This window comes from Exiguobacterium sp. s128 (assembly GCF_018618815.1).
Taxonomy (GTDB): Bacteria; Bacillota; Bacilli; order Exiguobacteriales; family Exiguobacteriaceae; genus Exiguobacterium_A; species Exiguobacterium_A antarcticum.
Map to the genome: position 1 here is coordinate 29420 of NZ_JACSMT010000011.1, position 18863 is coordinate 48282.

An 18863-nucleotide genomic window follows, 5' to 3' on the forward strand; every position below is an offset into this window, starting at 1 on the left:
TCCAAGCGTATTGTATCAGAAAAGAAGCGAGACTGCGAATGGGATTTGCCCTCCTGTTTTAATACGAGTAGGATAAAGATGTAAGCAGTTTCAAAGGGGGAATCATAATGCATCATCTCTTGATTGTTGGTGCTGGGCATGGTGGGACAGAAGTACTGCATGCTTTTCAACGCTCACCATTGTTGACGGTCATCGGGGTCGTCGATCCGAATGAACACGCAATCGGCGTCCAGCTCGCCAAACGAGGACAAATCCGTGTCGAGACGACATGGACGGCTTTTGAAGGAACAGCGATTGATTTTATCATTGACGCCACGGGAGAACACGGGGTGCTTGAACAATTGATTCATTTTTTCCCGGAGGCCGCGGTTTTACCGGGCGAATTCGTCCGCGTTTTACTTGAGCGCCTGGCAGAAAAAGAACGTATGTTAGAAGCGATCATTCATTGTACAAGTGAAGCGATTTCTGTAGCAGATCAAGCCGGTGAAACGATGTTAATCAATCCAGCGTATACCCGCATGACAGGGTATACCGAACAGGATGTGATCGGTAAACCGGCGAGTGCCGATATCGGGATGCAGGAATCGGTTCATTTACGGGTGCTTGAAACTGGGGAGAGCGTACGCGATGCGCGGATGAAGATTGGACAAGATCGGCGGGACATCATCGTCAATGCGGCTCCGGTCGTCGTTGATGGACAAGTCAGAGGATCGGTCGGAGTCATCCGGGATATCTCTGAAATGAAGGCGCTCACAAAGGAACTCAAGGCCGCGAAACAAAAAATTCGAACGTTAGAAGCGAAGTACACCTTCGATGACATCATTGCGGAAAGCGAACCGATGCGTTTTGTCGTGGACCAAGCCAAACTGGCAGCAACTATGCCTGTTAACGTCTTGATTCGTGGAGAATCGGGGACGGGGAAGGAATTGTTTGCCCATGCGATTCATGCGGCGAGCGACCGGAGATATGAACAATTTGTTCGAGTCAACTGTGCCGCCATTGCACCAAGTTTACTTGAAAGTGAATTATTTGGTTACGAAGAAGGGGCATTTTCAGGAGCACGTCGTGGTGGTAAAAGAGGCTATTTTGAGGAAGCACATGGGGGATCGTTGTTTTTAGATGAAATCGGCGAATTGCCGCTTGACGTCCAAGCCAAATTATTACGGGTATTACAGGAAAATGAAGTCGTCCGGGTCGGAGGGACAAAAGCTGTTCCGGTCGATGTCCGGATTATTGCGGCAACGAATGCCAATCTCGAACAAAAAATCATTACCGGCGAATTCCGGGAAGACTTGTACTATCGGATCAATCGGTTGCCGATCCACATTCCTGCCTTACGCGAACGGCCAGACGATCTGTCACCACTCGCCACCCACTTGCTTCGCAAACTCAATCAAAGTTACGGCCGATCCGTCGAGCGGATTTCGGAAGACGCACTTGAAGCGATTCGAAAACAGACGTGGAAGGGGAATGTCCGTGAATTGGAAAACGTCATTGGACGTGCTTTAATTTTTACGGATAAAACAGAACAAGTCTTACGAAAAGGGCACCTTCAACTGGTTGTCACCGTGACTCCGAAACGTTCCGAACGACCAAAAAAAGAAATTAAACATCTTTCAGATGAGATGTCTTATGTCGAAGAACAATTAATTCGTGAAGCCCTTGATGTCGTCAACGGCAATAAGACGGAAGCAGCCAAACAGTTAGGAATTTCTTTACGTGCGCTCTATTACAAAGTCGAACGGTTTAACATTCAATGTTGAATTGCAAAACTTTGCGTGCAACATATTGCAAAAAATGCAATTCCGTGCAAAATTAAAAGAGAAGAAACCAAGTAGAACGTCGATTTAAGATTGGCATGAAAATTGCTATTAAATAAAGAGAATGACAGGTAAGGGGGTAATGACTTGAGGTTTGATCAAATGGTACGACAAGCAGCACGTCTCGAAGATTCCGTTGTCGCAATCGCGTCAGCGGACGATGAGGAAGTCATGGATGCCGTGTCGCTAGCGATTGAAAATGAATTAGCTCGTTTTCATTTGTTTGGGGATGCGACACGTATCCAAAAAATGATTCATGATCGAAAGTTAAGTGAGTCACAATTCGTCATCACACATACAGCTACTGCACAAGAAGCCGCAGAACGAGCAGCCTATGCCGTTCGTAAAGGGGATGCGGATGTCTTGATGAAGGGTCTTGTACCAACAGCGACGTTCATGAAAGCCGTATTGAACAAGGAAACCGGCTTACGTTCGGGAAACGTATTGTCCCACGTGGCACTATTTGAAGTACCTGGTCGGGAAACGGCTATCGGACTGACGGATGCCGCCATCCATATCGCACCAACGCTTGAAGACAAAGTCCACATCATTGAAAACGGAGTGACGGCACTGCGGGCGATTGGCTATACGTTACCGAAAGTTGCTGTCTTAGCAGCGGTCGAAGTCGTCAACCCGACGATGCAGGCGACCATCGATGCGGCACTGCTCACACAGATGAATCGGCGCGGACAGATCAAGGATTGCCTTGTTGACGGTCCACTTGCCCTTGATAATGCGGTTAATTTAGAAGCGGCGAAACAAAAGGGATTGACGGGAGACGTTGCAGGGGCAGCTGATCTTCTTGTCGTCCCCCAAATCGAGGTCGGAAACGTGATTTACAAATCGTTGATGTACTTTGCGCAGGCATCCGTCGCGGCAATTTTAGTCGGAGCGAAGGCACCTGTCGTTTTAACGAGTCGAGCGGATACAGCAGAAGCAAAACTGTATTCATTAGCCTTTGCCTTACTCAATGCCCAACCTACAAAAAAGCTCACACAGACAATCTAAGGGGGAACTCATAATGGTAGAAACAAACGTAGAAGCACGATTCAGTATCTTTGAAACAATGGCTATGGAAGATTACGAACAGGTCGTCTTTTGTCACGATAAGGTCTCAGGTCTAAAAGCGATCATCGCGATTCATGATACGACACTTGGTCCAGCACTCGGTGGTCTCCGTATGTGGAATTATGCGTCGGATGAAGAAGCATTGATCGATGCCCTCCGTTTAGCAAAAGGGATGACGTATAAAAACGCAGCAGCTGGATTAAACCTCGGTGGCGGAAAAGCTGTCATTATCGGCGATGCAAAAACACAAAAATCAGAAGCGTTGTTCCGGGCGTTTGGACGGTATGTCCAGTCGTTGAACGGACGTTACATCACAGCCGAAGACGTCAATACGACAGTTGCTGATATGGATTACATTCACATGGAAACAGACTTCGTAACAGGTGTCAGTCCGGCATTTGGATCAAGTGGTAACCCTTCACCGGTCACGGCATACGGTGTCTATCGCGGGATGAAGGCAGCAGCAAAAGAAGTGTACGGAACGGATTCGCTTGGTGGTAAAACGATCGCGATTCAAGGAGTCGGTAACGTCGCCTTTAACTTATGCCGTCACCTGCACGAAGAAGGAGCAAAACTGATTGTCACGGATATCAATCAAGATGCGTTACGTCGAGCGGAAGAAGCCTTTGGCGCCTTGGTCGTTGGCCCGGATGAAATCTACGGTGTCGAGGCCGATATTTTTGCACCGTGTGCACTCGGTGCGACACTCAACGATGAGACGATTCCGCAACTCAAAGTGAAAATCATCGCTGGTGCAGCGAACAACCAATTAAAAGAAGATCGTCACGGTGACATGTTACAAGAACGCGGTATTCTCTATGCACCAGACTTCGTCATCAACGCGGGCGGTGTCATCAACGTCGCCGATGAACTCGACGGATACAATCGTGAGCGGGCGATGAAAAAAGTCGAACTCGTCTACGATGCGGTCTCAAAAGTCATCGAAATCGCGAAACGCGATCATCTGCCGACATACCGGGCAGCAGAAAAGATGGCAGAAGAACGGATTGCAACGATGGGCAGTGCCCGGAGCCAATTTTTACGCCGTGATAAAAATATCCTAGGATCACGCGGATAAGAGGAGGATTTCGATGAGCGAACGTATTTTAACGATCAATCCGGGTTCGACGTCAACGAAAATCGGGATTTTTGATGGAACAAAACAAGTGTTGACGAAAACGTTGCGCCATTCAGCTGAAGCGGTCGGAGGACCGCTTTCAGATCAGCTGAACAGCAGACGGCAAATTGTGTTGGATGTTTTGGCACACGAACAGATTGAAATGAAAGCGCTTACGGCAATCGTCGGTCGAGGTGGTTTGCTCCGTCCTCTCGTCAGCGGAACATACCGGGTCAATCAAGAGATGCGTAATGACTTGTTGAACGGGACGTTTGGGGTCCATGCATCGAACCTAGGTGGATTATTGGCAGATGAGATCGGACAAACACTTGGCATTCCGGCTTTTATCGTGGATCCCGTCGTCGTGGATGAACTCGAACCAATCGCGCGACTTACGGGCTTACCTAAACTTGAACGAAAAAGTATTTTCCATGCCTTGAACCAAAAAGCGGTCGCCAAGCGGTATGCAAAGGATCTCAAGACACCGTATGAAGAAATGCGGTTGATCGTGGCGCATATGGGCGGTGGAATTACGGTCGGTGCCCATCTCAAAGGACGTGTGATTGATGTCAACAATGGCTTAGACGGAGAAGGATCATTTTCGCCAGAACGAAGCGGTTCCTTGCCTGTTGGTCAACTAGTAGAACTATGTTATAGTACCAAGTATAAACTTGAAGAAATGAAGCGTCTGATCGTCGGGTCAGGCGGACTTGTCGCGCATTTAGGCACATACGATGCAATTGAAATCGAGCGACGGATTGATGCAGGAGACGAAAAGGCTGCTCTGCTCTATGAGGCGATGGCATATCGTGTCGCAAAAGAAATTGCCGGCCAAAGTGCCGTTTTATATGGTCAAGTCGACGCCATTCTCTTAACGGGTGGTTTGGCGTACAGTGACCGACTAACAGCGGCGATCGAGGAGCGGATTGCCCACCTCGGACCGGTCGTTCGGATACCCGGGGAAGATGAATTACGTGCTCTTGCGGAAGGTGTCTTACGTGTCTTACGCAACGAAGAACAAGTCAAGGAATATGGAGGCGAACCAACATGGCGAGAGAATATGACGTCGTTGTCCTAGGTGGTGGTCCTGGTGGGTACGTGGCAGCGATTCGTGCTGCCCAAGCCGGGAAAACGGTAGCAATCGTCGAACAAGGTAAGTTAGGTGGAACATGTCTGCATCGTGGCTGTATTCCGTCAAAAGCGTTCTTGAAATCGGCAGCGGTCTATCAGACGGTTAAACACGCCGCTACATACGGCGTTGACGTACCAGAATCGTTTTTGCGATTCGAACAGGTCAAACAACGAAAACAAGACATCATCGATGGTCTCGAATCAGGCATCCAGCATCTGATGAAAAAAGGGAAAATCGATGTTTTTCATGGGCGAGGTTCGATTCTTGGACCAAGTATCTTTTCACCGATGCCAGGTACGATCAGTGTCGAACCGGAAGAAGGTGAAGGCGAATTGATTTTACCCCGGCAATTGATTGTGGCGACGGGTTCTCGTCCACGTCCGCTACAGGGGCTGGCCTTTGATTCAGAATACGTCCTCAGTTCAGACGAAGCACTCGACATGAACGCTTTACCCGAGTCGATCGTCATCATTGGTGGTGGGGTCATCGGAATCGAATGGGCATCGATGCTGACTGATTTTGATGTTGCCGTCACGGTCGTCGAATTCAGTGACCGGATTTTGCCGACGGAAGATCAAGCCGTCAGTCGAGAAGTTGCCCGTCAATTGAAAAAACGTGGTGTCAAAATCATAACGAGTGCCGCCGCACAGAGTGACAGCTTCCGACTGAAGGAGTCTGGCGTGACGATTGACGTCGACCGTAATGGAGAGAAGACGACACTTGCAGCCGATAAGCTGTTGGTCGCAATCGGCCGGATGGCGAACGTCGAAGGAATCGGGCTTGAAAATACGAATATCATCGTCGAGAACGGATTCATCCAGGTCGATGATGACTTCCGGACGAAAGACAATCATATCTTTGCCATTGGAGACGTCATCGGTCGTCTGCAACTGGCCCACGTCGCTTCAGCAGAAGGCACAAAAGCCGTCGAGACGATTGTGAATGGTTCGACGACCCCACTGAATTACGCATTTGTTCCGCGTTGTATCTATAGTGTGCCGGAAGCCGCTTCCGTCGGTTTGACAGAAGCCGAAGCAAAAGCGGCAGGACTCGATGTCAAGATAGGGATGTTTTCGTTTAATGGGCTTGGAAAAGCTCGAATCGAAGGGGAAGCAGCAGGATTCATCAAGCTTGTATCGGATGCAAAGACAGATGATTTAGTTGGGGTTCATATCGTCGGACCGAAAGCGACGGAATTGATCAGCGAAGGTGGTCTGGCGCTCGTCTTAAATGCGACAGCATGGGAAGTCGGACAGCTCGTTCATCCGCATCCTGCACTATCAGAAGCATTTGGCGAAGCAGCGTTAGCAGTCGATGGATTAGCGGTTCACGCCTAAGGAGGAAAAACAGATGGAGAAAATAGAATTCAAAGAACTGGTCGAGTTAGGTTTGACGGAACAAGACGCGATTCAGATGTTCGAGACGATGGTCCGGGCGCGGAAGATTGACGAACGGATGTGGAAATTGAACCGGTCGGGTAAGATTCCGTTTCTTGTGTCATGTCAAGGACAAGAAGCCGCCCAAGTCGGAGCGGCGTATGCCCTCGAAAAAGGAACGGACTATATTTTACCGTACTACCGGGATCTTGGCGTCGTCTTACACTTTGGACAGACGTCACGCGACATCATGTTATCAGCTTTTGCGAAAGCGGAAGATCCAAACTCAGGCGGACGCCAGATGCCCGGTCATTATGGGTCACGTGCCTTGAACATCGTGACAGGATCGAGTCCGGTGACGACACAAGTCCCGCATGCTGTCGGGATCGCCCTCGCTGCGAAGATGCGTCAAGAACCACTGGTCGCTTACGTCTCGTTTGGAGAAGGCTCTTCGAACCAAGGGGACTTCCATGAAGGGGCAAACTTTGCCGGGATTCATAAATTACCGGTCATTCTGTTCTGTGAAAACAATAAATATGCGATCTCAACACCACTTTCGAAACAATTGTCAGCCAAACATGTTGCGGACCGGGCGATCGGTTACGGAATGCCGGGTGTGACGATTGACGGAATTGACCCGCTTGCTGTTTATAAAGCCGTCAAAGAAGCGCGTGAACGCGGGCTTCGTGGTGACGGTCCGACCTTGATTGAAGTCGAAGTCGAGCGTCTTGTTCCTCACTCATCAGATGATGATGATAAATCGTATCGCTCAGCAGAAGAACTCGCTGAACTGAAAACACGCGACGGGGTCAAACTGTTCCGTGAAAAGTTGATTCAAATGGGTGTCCTGACGGAAGAGACGGCGCAAGCCATCGAAGCAAAGCTCGAACAGGAAGTGGATGAAGCAACCGCTTATGCGGAAGCGGCTGCTTACGATACACCAGAAAACACACTCCGTTACGTGTACGATGAGGGGGAAACGAAATGACGACGTTGAGTCTAATCGAAGCAATCAATAGTGCGATCAAGGAAGAAATGGAACGAGATGATTCTGTATTTATCTTAGGTGAAGATGTTGGTGTCCGTGGTGGTGTTTTCCGCGCGACACAAGGATTACTCGAACAATTCGGGGAAGCACGTGTCATCGATGCCCCGCTTGCCGAAAGTGCGATTGCCGGAGTCGGAATCGGTGCCGCGATGTACGGCATGCGTCCGATTGCTGAAATGCAGTTTGCTGATTTCATCATGCCTGCCGTCAATCAGATCGTCAGTGAAGCGGCTAAAATCCGCTATCGTTCAAACAACGACTGGTCGTGTCCGATCGTCATCCGGGCGCCGTTTGGTGGCGGGATCCATGGAGCCTTGTATCATTCCCAATCGGTCGAAGCGATGTTCAACTCGACACCCGGCTTAAAGATCGTCATCCCATCGAATCCATATGATGCCAAAGGGTTACTGAAGGCGGCGATCCGCTCAAACGATCCTGTCTTGTTCTTTGAACATAAACGCGGGTACCGTCTGCTTAAGGGAGAAGTACCGGATGGCGATTATACGGTTGAAATCGGAAAAGCGGATGTCAAACGAGAAGGCGAAGATCTGACGGTCATCACCTATGGTCTTTGTGTCCAATTCGCACTTGAAGCGGCAACGCGTCTTGAAAAAGACGGCATCGATGTCCACATTCTGGATTTACGGACCGTCTATCCGATCGACCGGGAAGCAGTCGTCGCAGCAGCACGGAAAACGGGGAAAGTCCTGCTTGTAACGGAAGACAACAAAGAAGGCAGCGTCATGAGTGAAGTGTCGGCCATCATTGCCGAAGAAGCTTTGTTTGATCTCGATGCGCCAATCGAACGGCTCTGTGGTCCGGATGTGCCAGCGATGCCATACGCACCGACGATGGAAAAATTCTTTAATGTCTCCAGCGAAAAAATCGAAGATAAAATCCGGACGCTACACGCGTACTAAGGGGGAAGCATCCATGAAAACCGAAACCTTAACGATGCCACAACTCGGGGAGAGCGTAACCGAAGGAACGATTTCACTTTGGCTCGTCAAACCAGGTGACACTGTCAAAAAATATGATCCGATTGCCGAAGTCATCACGGATAAAGTCACAGCAGAAGTCCCGTCGTCGTTTGACGGTGTGATTGAAAAACTGTTGGCAGAAGAGGGCGACACGCTGCAAGTCGGCGAGGCCATCGTCACGTTACAAGTCAGTGGCGGTTCAACCGAAGTCGCAGCGACAGAAGAAGCGGTTCCGGCTGTCGAAGAAACAGTCGTCTCGAGTGACCAATCGATGAAAAAACGGTATTCACCAGCTGTTCTGAAACTGTCTTCCGAGCATGCGATCAATCTCGAACAGGTGACGGGTACAGGAGCAGGCGGACGGATTACCCGGAAAGATCTCTTAAAAGTCATCGAAACGGGTCAAATTCGTCAACCGGATACGGTCGAAGCACCGACGATTGAGTCTGTTCCGGCAGTAAAACCAGAAACACAATCAGAACGACAAGAACAGCCGCAAGTCGCGCGACCTCAAGCGGCTAAACCGATGACGAGCACGACAGAAGCCGGAGATATCGAAATTCCGACGGCGGGTGTCCGTCAGGCCATTGCGACGAACATGGTCCGCTCGAAGCAGGAAGCGCCGCATGCCTGGTTGATGATTGAAGTCGACGTGACGAACTTGGTCGAAGCCCGGAATCGGCATAAAGATGCATTCTTTAAACAAGAAGGCGTTAAGTTGACGTTCCTTCCGTTCTTCATGAAAGCAACGGTCGAAGGTCTAAAAAAACACCCGATCATGAATTCAACATGGGCCGGCGAAAAGATCATTCAGAAAAAAGCGATCAACTTGTCACTAGCCGTCGCGACGCAAGAAGCGTTGTTCGTACCGGTTGTCAAGAATGCCGATGAACTGAGCATCAAAGGTCTTGCTCGGGCGATCGATGATTTTGGTAAACGGTCACAGGCTGGAAAATTGTCGTCAAGCGAGATGCAAGGTGGTACGTTTACGGTCAATAACACCGGTTCATTTGGTTCGATTCAATCAGCACCAATCCTTAATTTCCCACAAGCGGCGATTTTGTCGGTCGAATCGATCGTCAAACGTCCGGTCTGGGTCAACGGGATGTTTGCGGCGCGTGATATGGTCAATCTCTGTATGTCGATTGATCACCGGGTACTTGACGGACTCGTTGCCGGTCAATTCCTCCAGACGGTCAAACAGTCACTGGAATCGATTGATCCAAATCAATTGTCTTTATATTGATTGGGACAAATGTATTGACAGGAAACCGTTTCCCACGTAACATAAAAAACAATTACACAACAACAGACGCAACGACGAAGAGAAGTAACCTATGAAACGATTGAAGAGAGCTGATGGGTGGTGCGAATCAGTATCGGGAAACAGGTGAATGGACTTCTGAGCATCAGACCGAACTTACAGTAGGCTCTGACGGTTACCTTCCGTTATCGAGGACGACGAATCAGGGCAACCGGTTCGTTCGAGGGGACTAGTAATAGTCAACGAAGGTGGTACCGCGGGTTTTCCCGTCCTTCATGTTTATCATGAATGGGCGAGAAGACCCTTTTCGTATTCAACTGAATAAAAAAATCGATGAATGAGTTAAGTAGTCAGACGAATCATTGTTCCAGAGAGCGGAAGAGAGGTGGGACTTCCGTACAATGATGTCTGATGAATGGTCTCATGAGAGCAGGACTGAACGCTAAGTAGGTCATGACGGAAGCCCCCGTTATCGTAGGCTACGATGTCTCGTCAAGACGCATCGGAATCGAGTGGGAACAGTTATTGTTCCAATTGTGAGGTGGCACCGCGAGTCTATCGTCCTCCATACGGCATATTTTTGCTGTATGGAGGATTTTTTTATACCAGGAGGCGAACAGGATGATTGAGACAGATGAACTGATCATGGAGCAACTAGAGATGAACGGAGATGAGTTGACTCCGATTTCAATCTTTTTAAATATCGAAGGGGAACGGAAATGTTTGCTTGAAAGTTCGACGAACGTCGGGCACGCAAGATATTCGATCATCGGTGTCAATCCGGTTGAATTGCTTCGGGCGGAAGGGAATCACGTGACACGGCAAAATCTTCGGACTGAGGAAATAAGCACGCAGACAGGAAATCCAGTGCAACTGTTGCAACAAGCCGTCACGCGCCCTATCGCGAATACCGAGTTTCCGTTCCTGAGCGGTGCAATCGGCTACGTCGGGTACGATACGATTCGTTCGTATGAAAACATCGGAGCTGTCCCGGACAGCGACCGGCACTTACCAGACGCCTTGTTGGCTGTATATGATGAAGTCATTTTATACGATCACCTGGAGCATCGGGTCCACTTGATCCATACGTCAATCGGTGGACTGACAGACCGGACAGAGATGAGACGTCGGCTCCAAGCACGCAAAAATCAGTTGGAACGGACGGGCGAACAGACACGGATTGAGCGTCCCCTTGAAAATATCGTCTATCAGCCGCAACTTGAAAAAGAAACATTTTTATCGCTTGTCGATCAAGCAAAAGAACATATTCGGAAAGGGGACGTGTTCCAACTGGTCTTGTCACAACGACTGGATGCTACATTTGCCGGTGATCCGTTTCACTTTTACCGAAAACTTCGTCAGGACAATCCGAGTCCTTATCTGTTTTACATCGATCTCGGTGAAGTCATCGTGCTTGGAGCGTCACCGGAAAGTTTGATTCAAGTCAAAGGGCGGCGGGTTACGACGAATCCGATTGCCGGAACACGGCCAAGAGGGAAAACGAAACGGGACGACGAACGGCTTGCCGAGGAGTTGGCGCAAGATGAAAAGGAACAGGCGGAACATAAAATGCTCGTTGATTTAGGACGGAATGATCTGGGGCAAGTCTGTCAGGTCGGAACGGTTCGAGTTTCACGGCAGATGGAGATTGAACGCTTCAAAAACGTCATGCACCTTGTTTCCGTGGTCGAAGGGACATTGACGGAAGGAAAGACAGGTGCCGATGCACTGGTCGCCTGTTTACCTGCAGGGACGGTCTCCGGCGCACCGAAGATTCGAGCGATGCAGCTGATCAATCAATATGAGACAAAAAAGCGAGAAGTGTATGCAGGGGCGGTCGGATATTTTGATGTCAGTGGTAATCTCGATTTTGCGCTTGCAATCCGGACGATGGTCATCCAAAACGGAAAAGCATATGTTCAGGCGGGAGCGGGAATAGTCTATGACTCTGATCCGACCCTGGAGTACGAAGAGACTTTGCATAAAGCGAAGTCCTTACTGGAGGTTTGGAAATGATTGTACTGATTGATAATTATGATTCCTTTACCTATAACTTATATCAATATGCGGCTGTATATGATGACATCGAAGTCATCCGAAATGATGCGATAAACGTACAGGCGATCGCCGACTTACGTCCGTCAGGGATTATCTTATCACCGGGACCTGGGAATCCGACCGACGCTGGAATTTGTCTGGATGTTATTCATGCTTACTCCGGTAAGATTCCCATACTAGGTGTCTGTCTCGGGCACCAAGCGATCGGACAGGCGTTTGGTGGTCAAGTCATCGAAGCACCAGAGATTCGGCACGGGAAAACCTCGACGATCCGTCAGTCGGGTCGATTGTTTACAGGTCTACCGGAACAGTTGGATGTGATGCGGTACCACTCGCTGATTGTCGAACGGACGACTTTACCGGATGTCTTGACGATCACGGCTGAAACAGAAGATGGAACGATCATGGCACTCGAACATCGAGAACATCCGACCTATGGGATTCAGTTCCATCCCGAATCGATTGGGACACCAGATGGGCAACAGATGATACAACGATTTATCGAACTGACGAAGGAGTGACAGGAATGAAGGACGTATTGACGAAATTGACGAACGCACATCATCTCCGATATGAAGAAATGCAACAAGCTGCCCGTCAGCTATTTGACACGGATGTGACGGACAGTGAAATCGCAGCGTTTCTGGTCGCATTAAAAGCCAAAGGTGAGACGGCAGAAGAGTTAGCGGGACTGGCCTCGATCATGCGCGAAGTTGCGCTTGCCATTCCGGTCACGAGCAGTGGATTCATCGACAACTGTGGCACGGGGGGAGACGGATCCCAGTCGTTTAACATCAGCACGACGGCAGCATTTGTCTTAGCCGGTGCCGGAGCAAAGGTCGCAAAACATGGCAACCGGAGTGTTTCAAGCAAGACCGGAAGTGCGGATGTGCTCGAGGCGTTAGGGGTTCCGCTTGATGTGACACCGGAAGAAATCGCGGACTTACTCGAAACGAATGGAATTGCCTTCTTGTTCGCCCAACGGATGCATCCCCGTGTCAAACAAATCATGAAGGTGCGACGTGACTTACGGATTCCGACGATTTTCAACTTGATTGGTCCTTTAACCAATCCGGTACCTTTACAAACGCAGTTGCTGGGGATTTACCGGGAAGATTTGCTTGAGACGATGGCCTTGACGTTACATCGGTTAGGACGAAAACGAGCCATCGTTCTCCATGGCGCCTGTGGGATGGATGAAGCGTCGTTAGCGGGTACAAATCAATTGGTTTTACTCGATCGAGGCGAATTGATCCGGTTCAGTTTACATCCGGAAGAAGTCGGTCTGCAGGTCGCACCGATTGAAGCCATCCGCGGTGGGACGGCAGCTGAAAATGCGGATATCTTATTACGGGTCTTACACGGAGAAGCGGGTCCATACCGGGATACCGTCCTGCTCAATGCCGGGATCGCCCTGTTTGCGGAAGGACGGGTCCAAACGATTCGTGAAGGGATTGAACACGCGGCAGACAGTATCGATTCCGGTCGTGCCTTTGAAAAACTACAGTACTTGCAACGCATGAAACGACAGGAGGCAATCGGATGAATATTTTAGACCGAATCATCGACACGAAACGACTTGAAGTGCAACAGTTGAAACTAGAGGGTCTTCCTTTGGTCGAGCGTCCCTCCCTTACGCCAACCATTCATCAATCGCTTGGTGGAACGGATCTATCGGTCATCGCGGAAATCAAACGGGCTTCGCCGTCTAAAGGCGACATCTCACTAAATGTCGATCCGGTGGCACAAGCGAAACGGTATGCGGCGAGTGGAGCGACCGTCATCTCGGTCTTGACGGATGCAACGTATTTTAAAGGGAGCATGCAAGACCTGGCAGCTGTCGCCCAAGCAGTGGATGTCCCTGTTTTGTGTAAGGACTTCATGATTGACCGGATTCAAATCGATGTCGCCAAAGCACATGGTGCACGTTTGATTCTGTTGATCGTCGCTGCGCTCGACGATGAGACGTTACACGATTTGTATGACTATGCGTATGCGAATGGACTCGAAGTGTTGGTTGAAGTCCATGATGCAACTGAACTGGAACGAGCAGAACGGTTACAAGCCAAAATCATCGGCATCAACAATCGTAATTTAAAAAAATTCGAAGTGAACCTGGAAACATCACTCCAGTTGCTCAAGGCAAAATCAGAAAATGTCCGTTATATCAGCGAAAGTGGCATCAAGACGATAGAAGAAGCCAAAATGTTACATGCGGCCGGAGCAGATGGCATTTTGATCGGGGAAACGTTGATGCGGGCAGACGATCCGGCAGAGTTCATTCAAACTGTCAGTGGGGCGCATCATGACACGCATTAAGTTTTGTGGCTTAAAACGGATCGAAGAGGTGAAATATGCGGCTGAACGGGCAGACTATATCGGATTTGTTTTTGCACCAAGCAAACGGCAAGTCACACGTTTAGAAGCCGCGGTTTTACGGAAACACATCCCGGTCGATGTAAAAGTCGTTGGCGTGTTCGTCTCACCGACACGAAAGGAAGTCGATGAAACGATTGAGCAGGTCGGATTGGACTTGATTCAACTGCATGGTCCAGTATCGGACGAGTTGTTCCGCGATCAACACGTCCCGATTATTCAAGCGCTCCCTGCAGATGCGGCCTCATCGATTCATCCCGATGCCGATTATGTCTTGTTCGATGCACCGGAAGCCGGTAGCGGACAGACGTTTGATTGGACGACGGATCTACAAGCGGATCAACCAATCTTTGTCGCAGGGGGGCTTCGGGCGGACAATGTCCAACACGTCATCGAACGGTATCATCCGTTTGCAGTCGATGTCTCAAGTGGGATTGAAACAAATGGTCAAAAAGATCTGAAAAAAATGCAGGCATTCACGGATGCCGTAAAGGAGACTTTCAAATGACACGTTATTCACAACCGGATGCACTGGGACAATACGGAATCTACGGAGGACGTTATATTCCGGAAACCTTGATGCAAGCCGTTCTTGAACTCGAACAAGCCTATGCGGAAGTGAAAGAAGACCCGACTTTTTATGAACGGATGAATGACTTGCTCGAAAACTATGTTGGTCGAAAAACACCACTTTATTATGCCGAGCATTTAACACGAGCCATCGGTGGGGCAAAAATTTATTTGAAACGCGAAGATTTGAATCATACAGGTGCTCATAAAATCAATAATACGATTGGTCAAGCACTGCTCGCTGAACGAATGGGGAAACGAAAAATCGTAGCGGAGACGGGTGCCGGACAACATGGTGTCGCGACGGCGACCGTCTGTGCCCTGCTTGATTTAGAATGTGTCATTTTCATGGGAGAAGAAGATATTCGCCGTCAGGAACTGAACGTTTTCCGGATGGAGTTACTGGGTGCGAAAGTCGTTTCCGTGACACAAGGGAGCCGGACGTTAAAAGATGCCGTCAATGAAGCGTTACGTTACTGGGTCAAACATGTCGATGATACGCATTACTTGATGGGCTCCGTCCTCGGACCACACCCGTTCCCGGAAATCGTCCGTGATTTCCAAGCCATCATCGGTCAAGAGACGCGGGCACAAATCCTTGAAAAAGAGGGGAAATTACCGGAAGCGATCGTCGCTTGTGTCGGCGGAGGAAGTAATGCAATCGGGATGTTCCATCCGTTCATCGAGGATGAAGACGTCGCGTTATACGGCATCGAAGCAGCGGGAAGTGGACTGGATACGGATAAACACGCAGCGACGATGTCAAAAGGGGAAGTCGGGGTCTTACATGGCTCAATGATGTATCTGTTGCAAGATGACCATGGTCAAGTGACGGAAGCCCATTCGATTTCAGCCGGACTGGATTATCCTGGTGTCGGTCCCGAACATAGTCTGTTAAAAGATATTGGCCGTGTCCAGTATGAGGCCGTCACGGATCAACAGGCACTGGATGCCCTGCAATTGTTGTGTCAAAAAGAAGGCATCATTCCAGCGCTTGAAACGGCGCATGCCATCGCTCATGCAACAGAACTTGCCAAAGAGATGCAACCGGAAGAAGTCGTCGTCATCTGTCTGTCAGGACGCGGCGATAAAGATGTCATGACAGTCAGAAATGCTTTGAAGGGGGAAGCCTGATGCGTTTAGAACAAGCAATCCGCACTGTTAATCAACGTGGTGAAAAAGCATTTATTCCCTATGTGATGGGAGGGGATGGAGGAATCGAGCGGTTGCCCGCCATCTTGGCATTTCTTGAAAAATCAGGAGCGACGGCGATTGAGGTGGGTGTCCCGTTTTCTGATCCCGTCGCGGATGGTCCTGTCATTCAAGAAGCCGGATTACGTGCTTTGGCAAAACAGGTCAGTCTAAAAGATGTTTTAGAAGCGATTCGAGTGGCGAGACAGTCGACGACCGTTCCGATTGTCGTCATGACGTATTTAAATCCGATTTTCCGGTATGGGATCGACAGCTTCCTTGCCACGTGTCGTGAAGTTGGAGTCGATGGTTTAATCATTCCGGATTTGCCACTTGAGCAAAGCAATCAGTTTTTTGCCGGACGCAACAAACAAGAGATCGCCCTTGTTCAACTCGTGTCCTTGACGAGTCCGATCGAACGGATTGAGAAACTGGCAACCCATAGTGAAGGATTCCTGTACGCCGTCACGGTCAACGGGACAACAGGGGGGCAAACGCACTTCGGTGATGCATTAGAAGAGCATTTGGCGAAAGTCGCTCAATTGAGCCCGGTTCCTGTCTTAGCTGGTTTTGGGATCAGTACACCGGAACATGTCCGTCAACTCAGCACAAGTGTTGCCGGCGTCATCGTCGGGAGCAAAATCGTCGAGTTATTGCACCAAGGTGATGAAGTGGCCATCGAACAGTTGATGGCTGCCCGGTTACCGGATGTGACGGTGTAAGTTGATTTGAAAAGGGTGGACTGACAAGTCAGTCGTTGAAATTCAAAAAAGGGTGCCCGGATTTCAAATCCGGGCACCCTTTTTGTAGTGAAATCATTTTATTTTTCAGCGTGACTTTTCAAGACATCTGCGACAAGACCAGACACGTATGGACTCCCGCGGTCTTCTTGTTCGACGGACTCAATCATGATGGCGACGAGTAAGTCTTTTTTGTCATCATCATAACCGACGAAAAAGCCGTTCTCTTGCCCGTTTTCTTCGCCTGCCTTTTTCAATTCGGCCGTCCCGGTCTTTCCGGCGACCTTGACTTCTGGAATGTCTGCCGGAAGTGGATACCCGGCATGGACGACGTCATAGAGATCGTCCCGGATCATCGCGGCATCCTTGGCATCGAGGACGTCTTTTTTCCAAACCTGCTTGGTTGTTTCTTCCGTCAATAATGTCGGTCGATAAATGATACCGTCTGTCAGGAAAATTTCGTACATCGAAGCCAGATGGAGGATGTTCGTCAACATTTGGCCTTGCCCATAAGACGTATCCATCAATTGACCATCAGACGCAATCGAACCATCGTTTGAGATTTGTGAAGCACGCATCGGATACGTGAAGGGAATCTTTTCTCCGTATCCTAACGCTTCAAGACCGGACGTAAAGGCTTCCGTTCCAATCTGTTCCAACGTTGATTTCGCAAAATAGATATTGTCCGAGTAGACCAAGGCATTATGCAGATTAACAGGATCCGGTGTCTCGTGAATCCGGGTGACGTTAAAACCATCGATCTTTGTTTTCAACCCGTCAATCGTGTAGTCTTTTTCGGGATCAAGCGTTTTACTCTTGAGGCCGACTGCTGCCGTCAAGGGTTTTTGGGTCGAGCCGGGTGCGAATGCACTCGTAAAACGATTGAGTAAGGGTTGATCCGGATTTTTTGTCAACGCATCAAGGCGCGCTTGGGAAATCCCGGTCGTGAACTCGGCCGGATCGAACCCAGGTGAGCTGAGGAGCACACGGGTCTCACCGGTCCGTGGATCGATTGCGGCTGCTGTTCCTGGATCGTCTTTCATCGTTTTGTACGTCTGTTGTTGTAATGTGCCGTCAATCGTCAGCTGGATGTCCTGTCCATCCTTTGCTTCAGTTTCAGCTACATCAATGGTTGTGTCATCTGGTTTAATGATCTCGATCCGGGCACCGGCCGTGCCGCGTAATGTCTCATCAAGTACCTGTTCGAGTCCTCGTTTTCCGACTTGTTCCCCGGCCTGAATCGTTTGTTTTGATTGTTTGATCTCATCTGCTGTCGCGGAACCAGTATATCCGATCAAATGTGAAGTCGCCTTGCCGAATGGATACGTCCTCACTTCGGTTTCCTTGATACCGACACCATCGACTTGCTCGAGTCGTGTCAGTTGTGATTTGGCGTCAGCAGCATAGGTCTTCAGCGGAACGAATTGTCCGTCTTTGACCCAGCTTGCACCGAGTGCATCTTCGATCGAGGAAACGGGTCGATCGAGTAATTTCGCAAGTGTCGAAACATCTTTGAGTTGTCCTGCGATCGCCCCGACTTGAGCCCCTGTATCCGTCGTCGCGAGTGGTCGTTTTTCGGAATCGAGGAGGTCGCCTCGTTTCGCCTCAAGAGTCGTTAACTGCACACGATCGTCTTTCTTGAAACCCTTCAGGACAAAGGATGAATCCCAATCGATATACCAGTTTTCCGAGTCCCTCTGTTTTTCGAACGTCAATGGAACTTGTTTGTCATAGGAAACAGCTCCTGCTAACGTCTCAAACGAAATCTCGACGGGTAAGCTTGCTTTTTTGGAATCCTCATTTTCCGTCGATTTCAACCGTTTTACGGAAAGCTCCTCGATGTCCAATGAAGCGGCTAACTTTTTGGTCCGTTCAATGAATTCTTTTTTACCATAGGTACTTTTAGTCTGTTCGCTGGCATACTCAGCATACATCTTGTCGTAATCTTGTTTTTCCCATAACTTGATATAGGCATCTAATCGTTCCTCCGCTGTCGGTGCATCCTGGCAACCGGTCAGAACAACGAGACCGAGCGTAGTTGAAAGTAGGAGCGGGATTGTCGGCTTCAAGATGTTTCCTCCTTTGAACAACATAGTATTTGTTACCACCGTACCATTCTTTCC

At 49.4% G+C, this 18863-nt stretch carries 16 protein-coding genes and 2 other annotated features; of the genes, 15 read left to right on the forward strand and 1 reads right to left on the reverse strand.

Annotation, left to right across the window (positions count from 1 at the left end; all coding sequences use genetic code 11):
* Positions 1-107 precede the first annotated feature (107 nt).
* The 15 genes from KNQ13_RS06455 to trpA all read left to right on the forward strand — a co-directional run bounded on the left by KNQ13_RS06455 (position 108) and on the right by trpA (position 16722).
* Positions 108-1763, forward strand: a complete 1656-nt coding sequence (locus KNQ13_RS06455) for a sigma-54-dependent Fis family transcriptional regulator (RefSeq protein WP_014969893.1) — start codon at positions 108-110, stop codon at positions 1761-1763.
* Between the two features lie 144 nt (positions 1764-1907).
* Positions 1908-2828, forward strand: coding sequence for a phosphate butyryltransferase (yqiS, locus tag KNQ13_RS06460; protein ID WP_014969894.1), 921 nt, complete (start codon positions 1908-1910; stop codon positions 2826-2828).
* Positions 2829-2841: 13 nt separating this feature from the next.
* Positions 2842-3966 carry a Glu/Leu/Phe/Val family dehydrogenase gene (locus KNQ13_RS06465; RefSeq protein ID WP_014969895.1) on the forward strand — a complete coding sequence of 375 codons (1125 nt, stop codon included), beginning with the start codon at positions 2842-2844 and terminating at the stop codon, positions 3964-3966.
* Positions 3967-3979: 13 nt separating this feature from the next.
* Positions 3980-5083, forward strand: coding sequence for a butyrate kinase (gene buk / locus KNQ13_RS06470; RefSeq protein ID WP_209548210.1), 1104 nt, complete (start codon positions 3980-3982; stop codon positions 5081-5083).
* Positions 5053-6474 carry a dihydrolipoyl dehydrogenase gene (lpdA, locus tag KNQ13_RS06475; RefSeq protein WP_026831064.1) on the forward strand — a complete coding sequence of 474 codons (1422 nt, stop codon included), beginning with the start codon at positions 5053-5055 and terminating at the stop codon, positions 6472-6474. Before buk ends, lpdA begins: the two co-directional genes overlap by 31 nt.
* Positions 6475-6487: 13 nt before the next feature.
* Positions 6488-7501 (forward strand): thiamine pyrophosphate-dependent dehydrogenase E1 component subunit alpha, encoded by a 1014-nt coding sequence (locus tag KNQ13_RS06480; RefSeq protein WP_026831065.1) that lies wholly within the window; start codon positions 6488-6490, stop codon positions 7499-7501.
* Positions 7498-8481: an alpha-ketoacid dehydrogenase subunit beta gene (locus KNQ13_RS06485; RefSeq protein WP_014969899.1), complete on the forward strand. Its 984-nt coding sequence runs from the start codon at positions 7498-7500 to the stop codon at positions 8479-8481. Before KNQ13_RS06480 ends, KNQ13_RS06485 begins: the two co-directional genes overlap by 4 nt.
* A 13-nt stretch (positions 8482-8494) precedes the next feature.
* Positions 8495-9787: a dihydrolipoamide acetyltransferase family protein gene (locus KNQ13_RS06490; RefSeq protein WP_209548211.1), complete on the forward strand. Its 1293-nt coding sequence runs from the start codon at positions 8495-8497 to the stop codon at positions 9785-9787.
* 62 nt (positions 9788-9849) lie between these two features.
* Positions 9850-10082 (forward strand) — a binding site (T-box leader).
* A 47-nt stretch (positions 10083-10129) separates the two neighbouring features.
* Positions 10130-10374 (forward strand) — a binding site (T-box leader).
* Between the two features lie 52 nt (positions 10375-10426).
* Positions 10427-11821, forward strand: coding sequence for an anthranilate synthase component I (trpE, locus tag KNQ13_RS06495; protein WP_026831067.1), 1395 nt, complete (start codon positions 10427-10429; stop codon positions 11819-11821).
* A complete protein-coding gene (locus KNQ13_RS06500) occupies positions 11818-12384 on the forward strand; it encodes an anthranilate synthase component II (RefSeq protein ID WP_014969902.1) in 567 nt (188 codons plus the stop codon). The genes trpE and KNQ13_RS06500 overlap by 4 nt, the downstream gene beginning before the upstream one ends.
* A 5-nt stretch (positions 12385-12389) precedes the next feature.
* The gene (gene trpD / locus KNQ13_RS06505) at positions 12390-13409 is read left to right on the forward strand and encodes an anthranilate phosphoribosyltransferase (RefSeq protein ID WP_026831068.1); all 1020 of its coding nucleotides are present in this window, start codon (positions 12390-12392) and stop codon (positions 13407-13409) included.
* Positions 13406-14182, forward strand: a complete 777-nt coding sequence (gene trpC / locus KNQ13_RS06510) for an indole-3-glycerol phosphate synthase TrpC (RefSeq protein WP_026831069.1) — start codon at positions 13406-13408, stop codon at positions 14180-14182. Before trpD ends, trpC begins: the two co-directional genes overlap by 4 nt.
* Positions 14169-14747 carry a phosphoribosylanthranilate isomerase gene (locus tag KNQ13_RS06515; RefSeq protein WP_026831070.1) on the forward strand — a complete coding sequence of 193 codons (579 nt, stop codon included), beginning with the start codon at positions 14169-14171 and terminating at the stop codon, positions 14745-14747. Before trpC ends, KNQ13_RS06515 begins: the two co-directional genes overlap by 14 nt.
* The gene (trpB, locus tag KNQ13_RS06520) at positions 14744-15943 is read left to right on the forward strand and encodes a tryptophan synthase subunit beta (RefSeq protein WP_026831071.1); all 1200 of its coding nucleotides are present in this window, start codon (positions 14744-14746) and stop codon (positions 15941-15943) included. The genes KNQ13_RS06515 and trpB overlap by 4 nt, the downstream gene beginning before the upstream one ends.
* The gene (gene trpA, locus KNQ13_RS06525; RefSeq protein ID WP_026831072.1) at positions 15943-16722 is read left to right on the forward strand and encodes a tryptophan synthase subunit alpha; all 780 of its coding nucleotides are present in this window, start codon (positions 15943-15945) and stop codon (positions 16720-16722) included. Before trpB ends, trpA begins: the two co-directional genes overlap by 1 nt.
* Positions 16723-16820: 98 nt before the next feature.
* On the opposite strand, the gene KNQ13_RS06530 is transcribed toward trpA, so the two are convergent.
* The gene (locus KNQ13_RS06530; protein ID WP_026831073.1) at positions 16821-18809 is read right to left on the reverse strand and encodes a penicillin-binding transpeptidase domain-containing protein; all 1989 of its coding nucleotides are present in this window, start codon (positions 18807-18809) and stop codon (positions 16821-16823) included.
* Positions 18810-18863: the final 54 nt, after the last annotated feature.